The 14,948-nt window shown below is 69.9% G+C and carries 12 protein-coding genes; 8 read left to right on the top strand and 4 right to left on the bottom strand.

The window, feature by feature from the left end; genetic code table 11:
* Both FNH08_RS06790 and FNH08_RS06795 read left to right on the top strand, forming a co-directional pair.
* A partial coding sequence (locus FNH08_RS06790) for a response regulator transcription factor (protein WP_194238400.1) occupies positions 1 to 271 on the top strand: 271 nt, incomplete at its 5' end.
* A gap of 224 nt (positions 272 to 495) precedes the next feature.
* Positions 496 to 1,785, top strand: a complete 1,290-nt coding sequence (locus FNH08_RS06795) for a ribonuclease D (RefSeq protein ID WP_322723882.1) — start codon at positions 496 to 498, stop codon at positions 1,783 to 1,785.
* 106 nt (positions 1,786 to 1,891) lie between these two features.
* Here FNH08_RS06795 and FNH08_RS06800 read toward each other — a convergent pair whose 3' ends face one another.
* From FNH08_RS06800 to FNH08_RS06810, 3 genes are read right to left on the bottom strand one after another with little or no spacing between them, the layout of a single operon-like run.
* Entirely contained in the window at positions 1,892 to 2,746 is an 855-nt protein-coding gene (locus FNH08_RS06800; RefSeq protein ID WP_152770337.1) for a carbohydrate ABC transporter permease, read from the bottom strand.
* Positions 2,743 to 3,711, bottom strand: coding sequence for a carbohydrate ABC transporter permease (locus FNH08_RS06805; RefSeq protein WP_228033948.1), 969 nt, complete (start codon positions 3,709 to 3,711; stop codon positions 2,743 to 2,745). The genes FNH08_RS06800 and FNH08_RS06805 overlap by 4 nt, the downstream gene beginning before the upstream one ends.
* Complete coding sequence (locus FNH08_RS06810) at positions 3,711 to 5,027, bottom strand: ABC transporter substrate-binding protein (protein WP_152770338.1); 1,317 nt, start codon at positions 5,025 to 5,027, stop codon at positions 3,711 to 3,713. Before FNH08_RS06810 ends, FNH08_RS06805 begins: the two co-directional genes overlap by 1 nt.
* Before the next feature lie 161 nt (positions 5,028 to 5,188).
* Here FNH08_RS06810 and FNH08_RS06815 point away from each other — a divergent pair, with 161 nt between their 5' ends.
* From FNH08_RS06815 to FNH08_RS06830, 4 genes are all read left to right on the top strand, one after another.
* Entirely contained in the window at positions 5,189 to 7,624 is a 2,436-nt protein-coding gene (locus FNH08_RS06815; protein ID WP_152770339.1) for a glycoside hydrolase family 2 protein, read from the top strand.
* Complete coding sequence (locus FNH08_RS06820; RefSeq protein ID WP_152770340.1) at positions 7,621 to 8,676, top strand: LacI family DNA-binding transcriptional regulator; 1,056 nt, start codon at positions 7,621 to 7,623, stop codon at positions 8,674 to 8,676. Before FNH08_RS06815 ends, FNH08_RS06820 begins: the two co-directional genes overlap by 4 nt.
* Before the next feature lie 225 nt (positions 8,677 to 8,901).
* The gene (locus FNH08_RS06825; protein WP_322723884.1) at positions 8,902 to 10,122 is read left to right on the top strand and encodes a thiolase family protein; all 1,221 of its coding nucleotides are present in this window, start codon (positions 8,902 to 8,904) and stop codon (positions 10,120 to 10,122) included.
* The gene (locus FNH08_RS06830) at positions 10,119 to 12,248 is read left to right on the top strand and encodes a 3-hydroxyacyl-CoA dehydrogenase NAD-binding domain-containing protein (protein WP_322723885.1); all 2,130 of its coding nucleotides are present in this window, start codon (positions 10,119 to 10,121) and stop codon (positions 12,246 to 12,248) included. The genes FNH08_RS06825 and FNH08_RS06830 overlap by 4 nt, the downstream gene beginning before the upstream one ends.
* Positions 12,249 to 12,344: 96 nt before the next feature.
* On the opposite strand, the gene FNH08_RS06835 is transcribed toward FNH08_RS06830, so the two are convergent.
* The gene (locus FNH08_RS06835; RefSeq protein ID WP_322723886.1) at positions 12,345 to 13,358 is read right to left on the bottom strand and encodes a hypothetical protein; all 1,014 of its coding nucleotides are present in this window, start codon (positions 13,356 to 13,358) and stop codon (positions 12,345 to 12,347) included.
* A gap of 142 nt (positions 13,359 to 13,500) precedes the next feature.
* Between FNH08_RS06835 and FNH08_RS06840 the strand changes: the two genes are divergently transcribed.
* Together FNH08_RS06840 and FNH08_RS06845 are read left to right on the top strand one after the other, a co-directional pair.
* Positions 13,501 to 13,893: a PIN domain-containing protein gene (locus FNH08_RS06840; RefSeq protein ID WP_152770341.1), complete on the top strand. Its 393-nt coding sequence runs from the start codon at positions 13,501 to 13,503 to the stop codon at positions 13,891 to 13,893.
* Between the two features lie 151 nt (positions 13,894 to 14,044).
* Complete coding sequence (locus FNH08_RS06845) at positions 14,045 to 14,944, top strand: alpha/beta fold hydrolase (protein WP_322723888.1); 900 nt, start codon at positions 14,045 to 14,047, stop codon at positions 14,942 to 14,944.
* The last annotated feature ends 4 nt before the right edge of the window (positions 14,945 to 14,948 follow it).

Below are 14,948 nucleotides of genomic sequence, written 5' to 3' on the forward strand. Positions count from 1 at the left end.
CGCCACCCCCATCGGCTCCGCGGCGGCCCGTATGCACCGCCGCCCCCCGGGTGCCCCGAGTCACCCGGGTGGCTACCGCGAGCTGTCGGGCCGTGAGGTCGAGGTGCTGCGCCTGGTCGCCGAGGGCCAGTCCAACAAGGCCATCGGCGTCTCGATGGGCCTGTCCGCACTCACCGTCAAGAGCCACCTCGCCCGTATCGCCCGCAAGCTCGGCACGGGCGACCGTGCCGGCATGGTGGCGGTGGCCCTGCGCACAGGGATCATCCACTGAGCGCGGGACGGTGACCGACGCCCGGTGCCCCGGGACCGACGGCCCCGCGCCGGTCCCGGACACGGGGTACGCGAGCCGCCCCTTCCCGTGTATCGCGTGCGGCGCACCCCGCACCGGGCGAATTCACTGACACGTGTGAGATGTGACTGGATTACGCCCCTCGGAGGCCTGCCGACGGAACGTTCCGTCGACGTGCGTCGTCCCCACACGGATACCCTTGACAGGTGACCGACGCCCAAGAGACCGCAGCAGACAGCTCACTGCGAACCACCGGAGGCGCCCCTCCGGACGACGGCGGATCTTCTGCGACGGAGGCGCCGATCCCTTTGCTGGAGCCTCAGGACGGCATTCCACCCGTGATCGCCGACGACGCCTCGCTCGCCGAGACGATCGCCGCGTTCGCCGCCGGCTCCGGTCCTGTCGCCGTGGACGCCGAACGCGCGTCCGGGTACCGATACGGCCAGCGCGCCTATCTCGTGCAGCTGCGCCGCGAGGGCGCGGGCACCGCGCTCGTCGACCCCGTCGCCTGCCCCGATCTGTCGGGCCTCGGCGAGGCGATCTCCGGCGTGGAGTGGGTGCTGCACGCGGCCACCCAGGACCTGCCCTGTCTCCGTGAAATAGGCATGGTGCCCACGCGGATCTTCGACACCGAGCTCGCCGGACGCCTAGCCGGCTTCCCCCGGGTCGGCCTCGGCGCCATGGTCGAGGGCGTCCTCGGCTACGTCCTCGAGAAGGGGCACTCCGCCGTCGACTGGTCCACCCGCCCGCTCCCCGAGCCGTGGCTGCGCTACGCCGCGCTCGATGTCGAGCTCCTGGTCGACCTGCGGGACGCGCTGGAGAAGGAGCTCGACCGGCAGGGGAAGCTGGAGTGGGCCCGGCAGGAGTTCGACGCGATCGCCTCCGCCCCGCCGCCGGAGCCCCGCAAGGACCCCTGGCGCCGTACGTCGGGGATGCACAAGGTGCGGCGGCGGCGCCAGATGGCCGTCGTACGGGAGCTGTGGGAGGCCCGCGACCGCCTCGCGCAGCGGCGGGACGTCTCCCCCGGCAAGGTCCTCAGTGACGCCGCCATCGTCGAGGCCGCGCTCGGCCTGCCGGCCAACGTGCACGCGCTGGCCGCCCTGAACGGGTTCGGGCACCGCATGGGCCGGCGCCAGCTGGAGCAGTGGCAGGGCGCGGTCGATCGCGCGAAGGCTCTCCCGGACGCCCAGCTCCCGCAGCCGGGGCAGCCGGTGGCGGGGCCTCCGCCGCCGCGGGCCTGGGCGGACAAGGATCCTGTGGCCGCGGCCCGGCTCTCCGCCGCGAGGACGGCGGTCTCGGCGCTGGCCGAGGAGTTGAACATGCCGCAGGAAAACCTGATCACTCCGGACACGGTGCGGAGGGTTTGCTGGGAGCCGCCGGGTTCTGTGGATGCCGAGTCCGTGAGTGCGGCGTTGGCCGGGTACGGGGCCCGGCCGTGGCAGATCGAGCAGGTTACGCCTGTGCTCGTGGCCGCGTTGTCCGTGAAGGGTGCCTAGCCGCCGAGGGTCGCTCTGAGGTACGGCGGCTGCGGGTTTGTCGTGGTTGCTCGCGCAGTTCCCCGCGCCCCTTTTGGGCCTTCGGCCCCTTTGGGGCGCGAGCCCCTCACTTCGTCGCTCCCCTCATGAAGCCGTTGTAGATGTACCGCTGCAGGAACAGGAACACGATCAGCGTCGGCAGGATGACGAGGACCGCTCCCGCCGAGATGACCTCCCAGTGGGCGCCGAACGGGCCCTTGAAGCGGAAAAGGGACGTCGAAATCACGCCAAGATCCTCGGACGGCATGTAGAGGAAGGGGATGTAGAAGTCGTTGTAGACGGCGATGCCCTTCACGATCACGACCGTGGCGATCGCGGGCTTGAGCAGCGGAAAGATGATCTTCCGGTAGATGGTGAAGGCGTTGGCGCCGTCCAGGCGGGCCGACTCGTCGAGTGAGACCGGAATCGACCGTACGAACTGCAGGAAGATGTAGATGGACACGATGTCGGTGCCCGTGTAGAGCGCGATCGGTGCCCAGCGGCTGTCGAACATGCCGAAGCTGTTGACGATCTGGAAGGTCGCCACCTGGGTGGTCACCCCGGGGACGAGGGTCGCCACGAGGAAGAGAGCGACCACCAGTTTCCGGAAGCGGAACGTGAAGCGGTCGATCGCGTAGGCCGCCATCGAGCCGATGACGACGGTGCCCGTGATGGCGAAGAGCAGGATGAAGGCCGTGTTGCCGAAGGCCGTCAGCATGCGGCCGTCCTGGAACGCCGTCGCGTAGTTGCCTAGGTTCAGCACGTCGTCGGGGAGCGTGAGCGCTCCGCTGTCGTCCGCCATCTCCTTCGAGGTCTTGAGCGATGTCAGGAAGACGACGGTGAGCGGCAGCAGGACGACCACGACGGCGACGACCAGGGAGACGTATGTGAGCGTGCGGGCGACTGCCCTGCGGACAGTGGGCGCGGGGGCCGTGGGCGTCATACGAGATCCACCTTGTCGTCGGGGACCAGCCGGCGTTGCACCCAGGTCACGGCCAGGATGATCAGCAGCAGGACGACCGCGGCGGCCGACGCGAGGCCCGTCTTGTTGAACTGGAAGGCGAGCTTCACCGTCTGGATCACGAAGGTCTCGGTGCCGGTGGCGCCGCCGGTCATGATGTACGGGATCTCGAAGACCGCCAGCGAGCCGGAGATCGACAGGATCACGCTCAGGCTCAGCACCGGGCGGATACCGGGGGCGATGATGTACCGGAACTGGTGCCAGCGGTTGGCGCCGTCCAGCTCGGCGGCCTCGTACAGCTCCCCCGGGATCGACTGGATCGCGCCCAGGAACAGGACGAAGTTCAGGCCCAGGTAGCGCCAGACGGAGACACCGGCCAGCGAGACGTTCGCCGACGTCGACGTGGACAGCCAGGCGCGGTCCGTCTCGTGGCCGAAGAGACGCAGCACCGAGTCCAGCGTGCCGCCGTCCTGGAAGAAGTAGAGGAAGACGAAGCCGATCGCCACCCCGTTCATCAGGTACGGGAAGAAGAGCACGCCCTTGAAGAAGTTCCGGAAGCGGACGCTGAAGCTGAGGATCGTGGCGAAGTAGAGCGCGAGGACGATCTGGACCGCCGAGGCGGCGAGGTAGTAGCCGCTGACCAGGAAGACCTGGAAGAGCTCCTCCCTGGTGAAGATGTCGACGTAGTTCTCGACGCCGGTGTAGTGCAGCTCGGGGCTGACGCCGTCCCAGTCGGTGAAGCTGTACGCGACCATGTTGGCGACCGGCGCGTACGTGAAGGTGATCAGCAGGGCGAGCGGGGCGGCCAGGAAGAGCCACGGGGTGAGCCGCTGCCATACGCGGGCCGCGCGGGCCTTCCCCGCGGGCCGGGGCGTCCTGGCGCCCGGTGGCGCGGTCACCGTCGACCGCGCCACCGTCTCCGTCTCTGTCTCCGTCGTGTGCGGCATCAGGATCCCAGGGACTGTGCCGCCTCGGTCCAGCGCTTGCCGAGGTCGGCGAGGAAGTCGTCGAGGCTGCCCTTCCTGGCGCCTCGGGCGAGGTCGACCAGGTCCTGGCGGTAGTCGGGCTTGTAGATGCCGACCTCGGAGGCGTTGTCGATCTCCTTGACGGTGCCGCCCTCGGCGTCGTCGAGCTCGATGAGCTTCACGCCGGCGTCCTCGTACGGCTTCAGCACCTCGGGGAGCGGGGCGCCCTTGACCGGCGAGAGGGCCATGTTCTGCTCCGCGTAGCCGGACTTCTCGGTGAACCAGTCGATCCAGGCGCGGGCCGCCGCCTTGTTGTCCGAGTTGATGTTGACGGCCTGGTTGTAGTCGGGTGACATGGTCGCGCAGAACGTGCCGTCCTTCTGGGCCGGGAAGGGCATGAAGCCGATGTCGTCGGGGTCGGCGCCGGCCTCCTTCGCGGCCGCCTGGAACTGGATGACCGCCCAGGACCCGAGCCACATCGTGGCGATCTCGCCCTTCGCCAGTTTCGGCTTCGACGCTTCCCAGTTGGTGGTCGTCGGGTCCTTCTCGATGAGGCCCTGCTTGACGATGTCGTGCAGCAGCGTGTCTCCCACGCGCAGGTCCTCGCCCGCGGCCCACGGGTCGCCCTCGGCGAGCCTGGTCGTCGCCTGTGTGTCGCAGCTGACCGCCCCGTCGGCATACGTCCACTGGGTCAGCGGCCACATGTCCTTGAAGTTCGTGTAGTAGGGGACCGCGTCGGTCCTGGACTTGACCGCCTTGAGGCCGGCGATGAACTCGGCGGGGGTGGTGGGCCAGTCACTGATCCCCGCCTCCTTCCAGACCCTCTTGTTGTAGAGGAAGCCCGGGACCGCTCCCATCGGGCTCTGCCCGTAGACCTTGCCGTCGACCGTGGTGAAGTCGGTGAAGTGGTACTTCTTGCCGCGCTCGGCCACCGTTCCCAGCGAGGCGAAGAACTTGGGGTAATCGTTCTTCTTGATCACGGCCGGGATCATCAGGACGTCGCCGTAGTTCTCCGTGTTCATACGGATCTTGACCTCGCCCTCGTAGTCCGTGAGGGCTTCGAACTCGACGTCGACCTTGGGATAGGTCTTGTTGAAAGCGGCGGCGTACTTCTTCATCGTGCCGTCCTGCACGAGGTCCGTCCGGTGGGTCAGAACCTTGATGGTTCCGGACACTTTTGACGGATCGTCAGGTGCTTTGGCGTCCGCGCCTTTCGATGTGCCCCCGCTGCCTGTGCAGCCCGCGGTGACGATCGCGGCGGCCAGCAGTGTTCCGATGAGGCTCCTGCGGTGGTTCATGTGCACCAGCTCCGTTCGGGACGGATGAGCACGAATGGGTTGGCTGGTTCGGCACTCTGACAGCCCGTACTGAACCGGTAAAGTCCCTATTTCGCCAAGGAGTTCGAAAGGTTTCGGGCAGTGTTTTCGGCTGCTGGATTGGACCGGTTTAGGGAGTGCGCATGCTGGACGCGACACCGCTCACCGAGGGATGGACCCTGCGGTACGACGGCCGGGCCCTGCCCGCCGCCGTACCGGGCTGTGTGCACACCGACCTGCTGGCGGCGGGCGTGATCCCGGACCCCTTCCTCGGGCGGAACGAGACCGAGGTGGCGTGGGTCGGGCGGAGGGAGTGGACGTACGAGACGGAGCTGCCGACCACGTCCGGCTCTTCAAGCGCTCCCGACTCGCCCAAGGCATTTGGCGCGTCCGGCTCTTCCGGGCACGAGCAGACCGATCTCGTCTTCGAGGGCCTGGACACGTCCGCGGAGATCGTCCTGGACGGCCAACTCCTGGGCCGGGTGAGGAACATGCACCGCTCCCACCGCTTCGACGTGACCGGCATGAGCGGCCGGCTGTCCGTGCGCTTCGCCTCCGCGTACACCGAGGCGGAGGCGGTGCGGGACCGGCTCGGCGACCGTCCGAACGCCTATCCGGAGCCCTTCCCCTTCCTCCGCAAGATGGCCTGCTCCTTCGGCTGGGACTGGGGTCCGACCCTTGTGACGGCCGGGATCTGGCGGCCGGTGCGCCTGGAGCACTGGTCGACGGCCCGGATCGCCCGGGTGCGCCCGCTGGTGACCGTCGAGGACGGCCTGGGGCGCGTCGAGCTGGCCGTCGACGTCGAGCGCACCCGGGTCGAGGCGGACCTCACCCTGGAGGCCCGGATCGGTGGAGCACGGGTGAGCGCGGCGGTCGAGGGGACCAGCGGGTCCGTACGGCTGGACGTGCCGGACGTCGCGCTGTGGTGGCCGCGCGGGTACGGGGAACAGCCGCTGTACGACGTCGAGTTGACGCTCGTGCACGACGGCACGCGGCTCGACGTGTGGCGGCGCCACGTCGGGTTCCGGAGCGTGGAGCTGGACCGGAGCACGGACGCGCACGGCACCGGTTTCACACTCGTCGTCAACGGCACGCGACTGTTCGCACGCGGGGTCAACTGGATCCCGGACGACGTGTTCCCGTCCCGGATCACGCGCGAACGGTACCGCGAGCGGCTCACCCAGGCGGCCGAGGCGGGCGTCGACCTCGTGCGGATCTGGGGCGGCGGGATCTACGAGAGCGAGGACTTCTACGACACGTGCGACGAGCTGGGGCTGCTGGTCTGGCAGGACTTCCCGTTCGCGTGCGCGGCCTACCCCGAGGAGCAGCCGCTGCGGGGCGAGGTGGAGGCCGAGGCGCGCGAGAACGTCGTACGGCTGATGCCGCACCCGTCACTCGTGCTGTGGAACGGCAACAACGAGAACCTGTGGGGCTTCCGCGACTGGGGCTGGGAGGAGCGGCTCGCCGGGGAGTCGTGGGGCGAGGGGTACTACCTGGGCGTCCTGCCGCGTGTCGTGGCCGAGTTGGACCCGAGCCGGCCGTACACGGCGGGCAGCCCCTGGTCCGGGACCTGGGACCACCACCCGAACGACCCGGCGCACGGCACGCACCACTCGTGGGACGTGTGGAACCGGGAGGACTACGCGGAGTACCGCGCGAACGTGCCGCGCTTCGTGGCCGAGTTCGGCTGGCAGGCGCCGCCCGCGTACGCGACGCTGCGCCGCGCCCTGCCCGGCGAGGAGCTCGCCCCGGACTCCCCCGGCATGCTGCACCACCAGAAGGCGGACGACGGCAACGGCAAACTGGAGCGGGGCCTCGCCCGCCATTTCCCCGTTCCCGAGGGCGACTTCGACCGCTGGCACTACCTCATGCAGGTCAACCAGGCCCGGGCCGTCGCCACCGGGATCGAGCACTGGCGGTCGCACTGGCCCGTGTGCGCGGGCACGATCGTGTGGCAGCTCAACGACTGCTGGCCGGTGACCTCCTGGGCCGCGATCGACGGCGACGGACGGCCCAAGCCGCTGTACCACGAGCTGCGACGCCTGTACGCGGACCGGCTGCTCACGTTCCAGTCACGGGACGGAGCACTGGTGCTGGCCGCCGTGAACCAGGCGGCCGGGGACTGGTCCACCTCGCTCCGGCTGCGGCGGATGTCGGTGGACGGGGCGGTGGTCGCCGAGGCGGACCTGGCTGTCGCGGCCACCGCACGGACGGTCGCCGACCTCCGTGTACCGCGCGAGCTGGAGCCTCTCGGACCGAAGGAGTTCCTGGTCGCCGACACGGACCGCCTGCGGGCCCTGCACTTCCCGGTGCCGGACCGCGAAATCCCCTACCCCCAACCGGATTTCGACGTCGCCGTGGCGCCCGGCACCGTGACCGTGACGGCCCGCACGCTCGTACGGGATCTGATCCTCCAGGCGGACCGGCTGACGCCCGCGGCACGGGCCGACACCGGGCTGGTCACCCTGCTGCCCGGCGAACGGATCACCATCGGCGTACGCGGCTGGGAGGCGCCCGACGACGGATCGGGGGAGGCCGCCGTCCGGTCGGCCCTGTACTGCGTGGAGCCCACGCGATGACAACACCCTCGACGCCTTCGACACCGCAGGTCCCCCGGGTCACGATCAAGGACGTCGCCGCGCGGGCCGGGGTGTCCAAGGGAGCGGTCTCGCTCGCCTTCAACCACAAGCCGGGGCTGTCCGACGCCACCCGGGACCGTATCTTCGCGGCGGCCCGCGAGCTGGGCTGGGCACCGAACCTGACCGCCCGGTCACTGGCCGGTCAGCGGGTGGACGTCGTGGGGCTGGCGATCTGCCGCCCGGCGAAACTGCTGGGCCTCGAACCGTTCTACATGGAGTTCGTCTCCGGGGTGGAGAGCGTGCTGAGCGAGCGGTCCTGCTCGCTGCTCCTGCGCCTGGTGCGGAATCCGGAGGAGGAGGTGGGACTCCAGGACGCGTGGTGGCGGGGCAAGCAGGTCGGCGGATCGATCCTCGTCGACTTCCGCGCGGATGATCCCCGGGTGGCGGCGGTGCGTCGGCTCGGGATGCCGGTGGTCGCGGTCGGGCACCCTTCCCTGACCGGCGGCCTCACCTCCGTGTGGACCGACGACGCCACCGCCGTGACGGAGGCCGTACGGTACCTGGCGGCACTCGGGCACCGGCGGATCGCCCGGGTGGGGGGCGCGGCGGCGCTCGGGCACACGTCCATCCGTACGGCCGCGTTCGACGAGGCCGCGGGGGCGCTGGCGCTGGCCGGGACGTGGCAGGTGGCTACCGACTTCTCGGGGGAGGCGGGGGCGCGGGCCACTCGGTCGTTGCTCAGCGCCTCCGGCGGGGACCGGCCGACTGCGATCGTGTACGACAACGACATCATGGCGGTGGCCGGGTTGTCCGTGGCCGCGGAGATGGGGTTGAGCGTGCCCGGTGACGTCTCGCTGCTGGCCTGGGACGACTCCCAGCTGTGCCGACTGACGCATCCGACCTTGTCCGCGATGAGTCATGACGTGCACGGGTTCGGGGCGGAGGTGGCTCGGACGTTGTTCGGGGTGATCATGGGTGACGGGGGTGAGTCGCATCCGGTGCCTACGCCTGTGCTGACACCTCGGGGGTCTACGGCCCGGCCGTCTCGGTGAGCGCCGTACCTGACTGCGGGTTCGTTGTGGCTGGTCGCGCAGTTCCCCGCGCCCCTTTCAGGGGCACGGTCACCTGAACGGAGTGCGAAAACTCATGTGACCTTCGCCGCTCCCGGCCGCGGGACTGGGCAGCATGGTTACCCGTAAGTAGCATGGGTCCTGAGCGTGCGCTCAGCCGCGTGCGCCGCAGCAGTGCTATCCCGTACCCCTTGGAGGAGAGCCATCGTGCCTCGTACCGTCAGGGACGTCGTCTTCGTGGACGGCGTCCGTACCCCGTTCGGCAAGGCGGGCCCGAAGGGCATCTACCACGAGACCCGTGCCGACGACCTCGTCGTGAAGGCGATCCGGGAGCTGCTGCGTCGCAATCCCGGTCTCGACCCGCAGAAGGTCGACGAGGTCGCCATCGCCGCGACCACGCAGATCGGTGACCAGGGTCTGACCATCGGTCGGACCGCCGGCATCCTCGCCGGGCTGCCGCAGTCCGTGCCCGGCTACTCCATCGACCGTATGTGTGCCGGCGCGCTGACCGCCGTGACGACCACGGCCGGTTCGATCGCCTTCGGCGCGTACGACGCCGTCATCGCCGGTGGTGTCGAGCACATGGGCCGCCACCCCATGGGCGAGGGCGTCGACCCGAACCCGCGCTTCGTCAGCGAGAAGCTGGTCGACGAGTCGGCGCTGTTCATGGGCATGACCGCCGAGAACCTGCACGACCGCTACCCGCACATCACCAAGCAGCGCGCCGACGAGTACGCCGTGCGCTCGCAGGAGAAGGCCGCGAAGGCGTACGCCAACGGCAAGATCCAGCAGGACCTGGTGCCGATCTCCGTGCGCCGGACCAACCCTGAGGCCGGTGAGACCGGCTGGGGCCTGGTCACCGCCGATGAGCCGATGCGTCCCGGGACCACCCTGGAGAACCTGAGCGGGCTGAAGACGCCGTTCCGCGTCCACGGTCGGGTCACCGCCGGTAACGCGGCCGGCCTGAACGACGGCGCCACCGCCTCGATCATCGCGTCCGAGGACTTCGCCCGCGAGAACAACCTGCCGGTGAAGATGCGCCTGGTCAGCTACGCCTTCGCGGGTGTCGAGCCGGAGGTCATGGGTTACGGCCCGATCCCGGCCACCGAGAAGGCCCTCGCCAAGGCCGGTCTGTCGATCGAGGACATCAACCTCTTCGAGATCAACGAGGCCTTCGCCGTCCAGGTCCTGGCCTTCCTGGACCACTACGGCATCGCGGACGACGACGAGCGCGTCAACCAGTACGGCGGCGCCATCGCCTTCGGTCACCCGCTGGCCTCCTCCGGCGTCCGTCTGATGACGCAGCTGGCCCGCCAGTTCGAGGAGCAGCCGAACGTCCGCTACGGCCTGACCACCATGTGCGTCGGCTTCGGCATGGGCGCGACGGTCATCTGGGAGAACCCGAACTTCGACGGAGGCAGCAAGTGAGCACCACCGCTGAGCTTTTGAAGGGTGCGGCCGAGCTGTTCCCCGACGAGGTCGTGACGTCCGCGCACGTACGCCACCTCGACCTGCCGTTCGGCGCCGGGCGTTTCGCGCTCATCACGCTGGACAACGGCCTCGACCACACCAAGCCGACCACCTTCGGCCCGGCCTCGCTCGCGAACCTCAACACCGCGATCGACCAGGTGGAGAAGGAGGCAGCGGCCGGCGAGATCGTCGGTGTCGGCATCACCGGCAAGCCGTTCATCTTCGCTGTCGGCGCCGACCTCAAGGGCGTCGAGCTGCTGAAGGAGCACAAGGACGCGCTCGCCATCGGCAAGGGCGGCCACGAGGTCTTCAAGCGCCTCGCGGACATCGCGGTGCCGACGTTCGCGTACTACAACGGTGCCGCGATGGGCGGTGGCGTCGAGGTCGGTCTGCACTGCCGGTACCGGACCGTCTCCAAGGCCCTCCCGGCGTTCTCGCTGCCCGAGGTCTTCCTCGGCCTGGTCCCCGGCTGGGGCGGCTGCACCCTGCTGCCGAATCTGATCGGCGCCGACAAGGCCGTCTCGGTGATCATCGAGAACAGCCTCAACCAGAACAAGCAGCTCAAGGGCCAGCAGGTCTACGACCTCGGCATCGCCGACGCCATCTTCGAGGGCGCGGACTTCCTGGAGCAGTCGCTGATCTGGACGGCTCAGGTCCTGAAGGGTGACGTCGAGGTCGAGCGTCCGGTGATCGACCGCGGTGAGGCCTGGGACCAGGCCGTCGCCAAGGGCCGGTTCATCGCCGACAGCAAGGTGCACGGGGCCGCTCCGGCCGCGTACCGCGCGCTCGACATCATCGCCGCCGCCAAGAACGGCGACCTGCAGCAGGGGTACGACGCCGAGGACGTCGCCCTCGCCGACCTGATCATGGGTGGCGAACTGCGCGCCGGCATCTACGCGTTCAACCTGGTGCAGAAGCGCGGCAAGCGTCCCGCCGGCGCGCCGGACAAGAACCTGGCCCGCCCGGTCACCAAGGTCGGTGTCGTGGGCGCCGGTCTGATGGCCTCGCAGCTCGCCCTGCTGTTCCTGCGCCGTCTGGAGGTGCCGGTCGTGCTGACCGACATCGACCAGGAGCGCGTCGACAAGGGTGTGGGCTACGTCCACGCCGAGATCGAGAAGCTGCTGGGCAAGGGCCGTATCAACCAGGACAAGGCCAACCGCCTGAAGGCGCTGGTCACCGGTGTGCTGGACAAGGCCGAGGGCTTCGCGGACGCGGACTTCGTCATCGAGGCCGTGTTCGAGGAGATCGGAGTCAAGCAGCAGGTGTTCGCGGAGGTCGAGGCAGTGGCCCCGGCGCACGCGATCTTCGCGACGAACACCTCCTCGCTCTCCGTCTCGGAGATGGCGTCGAAGCTCAAGAACCCCGAGCGGGTCGTGGGCTTCCACTTCTTCAACCCGGTCGCGGTGCTGCCGCTGCTGGAGATCGTCCGCGGCGAGAAGACGGACGACGCCTCCCTGGCCACGGCGTTCGCCGTGGCCAAGAAGCTGAAGAAGACCGCGGTCCTGGTGAAGGACGCCCCGGCGTTCGTCGTGAACCGCATCCTCACCCGCTTCATGGGCGAGATCCAGAACGTCATCGACGAGGGCACGCCGGTCGAGGTCGCCGAGAAGGCGGTCGAGCCGCTGGGCCTGCCGATGTCGCCGCTGGTCCTGCTGGAGTTGGTGGGCCCGGCGATCGGTCTGCACGTCTCCGAGACGCTGAACGGCGCCTTCCCGGACCGCTTCAAGGTCTCCCCGAACCTCAAGGCGGTCGTCGAGGCGGGCAAGCGCGGCTTCTACAAGTACGACAGCGGGAAGCCCGAGCTCGACCCGGAGGTCGCCGCGCTGCTCAAGCAGGGCGACTCGGTCCTGACCGAGGAGCAGGTGCGGGCGCGGGTGCTCGACGCGGTGGCGCAGGAGATCGGGCTCATGCTCGACGAGGGCGTGGTGGCCGAGGCCCAGGACGTCGACCTCTGCCTCATCACCGGTGCCGGCTGGCCCTTCCACCTGGGCGGCATCACGCCGTACCTGGACCGCGAGGGCGTCAGCGAGCGCGTGAACGGCAAGACGTTCCTGGAGCCCGGAGCGGCTTCGGTTCCGGCGTAACCGCGCCGATACGGTCGTACGGTGCCCGGCACATCAACTGGTGTGCCGGGCACCGGCGTTGTGAGCGCCCCTGCGTCCCTGCGCCCCCTGCGCCCCTCAGATGTCCTGCCATGCCTGGAGGGCCAGCCCCGGCTCGTCCTTGCGGCGGGACAGGCGGAGTTCGCCGTCCGGGGTCACGGTGGCCGCGACCACGCGTCCGGCCGCGTCCTCGGCCAGGGCCACACGGGTGCCCGCCGGCAGAGCGGGCCCTGACTCGGTCCACCACACTCCCGCCGACTCCTGCTCCGTCGGGTAGGCCGCGAAGGCGACCCGTCCGGAGGACGAGCGCTGGGCGAGCAGCGTGCAGTCGTGTCCGTCGATGTCGCAGCGCAGTGCGGCCACCGGCCCGGGCCCCGCGGCGGCGAGCAGAGCCACCGGCTCGCCGCCCGGCCGCCACGCGTACAGGACGCCGTCGGAGCCGGTGAAGAACAGCGTCGTGTACTCCTTGGAGGTGGGCAGGGCGGCGAGTGTGCCGGGCTCGACCCGGGCGGGCAGCGGATCCGCGGCGGCCGGGCGGGCGCCCGCCTCCTCCTGGTGCCAGCGCAGCACGCCCTCGGGGTTGGTGGCATACACCTCGACGAGCCCCGACTCCCCCGTCACCGCGACGAGTTCCTCGTGCACCTCGGATCCGCCGAGGTCGTGCCAGCCGTTCCAGCCGCCGCGTGCCTTCTGGTTGACCGTGTGTACGCCCTGGCCCCCGTTACGGACGAAGAGGTACGCCCGTCCCTCGGCGTCGACGGCGACGGCGGGCATGCCGGTCCGGTCGCCCCGCCGGTCCGGATGGCCGACCGGGTTCCAGTCCAGCGGCGCGAGCAGGGGCTGGAAGTGTGTGGAGTGCACGAGACCCGACTCACCCGCCCGGGTGGGCCGCCAGGCGACCAGATGGGCGTACCTGTCGGGTCCCTGACCGACCGCCAGCCCTGTGTGCAGCCTCTGGTCGCCGCCCACCTTGCGCGCATCGTCCCAGGAACCGCCGGGCACCCGCTCACCCCGGCACAACACGGCGTCCCCCGCGGGCAGATAGACACCGAGCCGGCCGTCTCGGCCGCGTATGAACCAGTCGCCGTCCACCGGCCTACTCTATGCGGCCCGGACCGGGGCGCCGTGATCCGGCCCCTGCCTGGTCGATCCACCTCCTGCCTGGTCAGGCCCGGGATCCGGAGGGGGGCTCGTGCGCCGTCCGGGTGAGCACGGGGCGTGGGACCCTGGTCGCATGGAAGGCAACGACGCCCTGCTCGTGATCGTGGACGCCGCGAACGTCGTCGGGTCCGTGCCCGACGGGTGGTGGCGGGACCGGAGGGGGGCCGCCGAGCGGCTGCGGGACCGGCTCCAAGCGGACGGGGTGCCGGGGCATCCCGGCCCCGTGGACATCGTTCTCGTGGTCGAGGGCGCGGCCCGTGGCGTCGAGTCCACGCCCGGCGTACGGGTCGAGTCGGCGCCCGGCAGCGGGGACGACCGGATGGTCGAGCTGGTCGCGGAGGCCGACGGCCGCTCCTGCCTGGTCGTGACGGCCGACCGGGAGCTGCGCCGACGGGTGACGGAACTGGGGGCGGAGGTCACCGGACCACGCGCGGTGCGTGGCGAGAGCCCCTCACACAACGCCTAGTAGGCATAAGCTGGCCGTGTTCGGTCAGGATTTCGACATTCTGGTCACTTTCCAGTGACGGGATGACGCCGACGCGAGAACCTGGCTCAATGGTGCCCTTCGTTCTGAGAGGATTCCGGCACCCTTGGCGGCCGGTGGACGGGAGGCAGGAGTGGCGCGTGCCGCTCTCAGCAGGGACGAGCGCGAGCTCGTTTTCAACAGCTGGGGTGATCCTCAAGGACACCCCGTCTTTCTGCTGCACGGAACTCCCGGTAGCCATCAGGGCCCGCGCCCGCGGTCGATGGTCCTCTACCAGCTCGGCATCCATCTGATCGCCTACGACCGTCCCGGCTACGGCGGTTCGACCCGCAGCCCCGGCCGTCAGGTGGTCGATGCCGCCGCGGACGTCGAGGACATCGCCGATCACCTGAGGATCGACGAGTTCTCCGTCGTCGGCCGTTCCGGAGGCGGCCCCCACGCACTCGCCTGTGCCACGAAGCTGTCCCACAGGGTGCGCAGCGCCGCCGTCCTGGTGAGCCTCGCCCCGCCGGACGCACCGGGGCTGGACTGGTTCGAGGGCATGACCGAGTCCAACGTCCGCGAGTACCGCAACGCCCGCGAGAACCTCACCCTGCTCAAGAGCACCCTGGTGCAGAACGCGGACGCCATGCGGGCCGATCCCATGGCCCTGCTCAAGAACCTCGACGGCGAGATGCCCGACGTCGACCGGCAGGTCGTGGCGGACGCCGGCATCCGGCGGATGCTGCACAAGAACTTCATGGCCGGAATCAAGGAGGGCGCGGACGGCTGGATCGACGACGCCGTCGCCTTCAGCATCCCGTGGGGCTTCGATCCGACGGAGATCACCGTGCCCACCCTGCTGTGGCACGGGGAGGACGACGTGTTCTCCCCCGTCGAGCACTTCCGGTGGCTGGCCCGCAGGATTCCTCGGGCCACCGTGGTCCTGGAGCCGTCGGCGGCGCACTTCGCCGCTGTTCCGGTGCTGCCCAAGGTGCTCGGCTGGCTCCGGGAACAGGCGAGGGCCGACGCCGCCGCGACCACGACGGCGTGACCCC

This window comes from Streptomyces spongiae (assembly GCF_009377185.1).
Lineage (GTDB): Bacteria > Actinomycetota > Actinomycetes > Streptomycetales > Streptomycetaceae > Streptomyces > Streptomyces spongiae.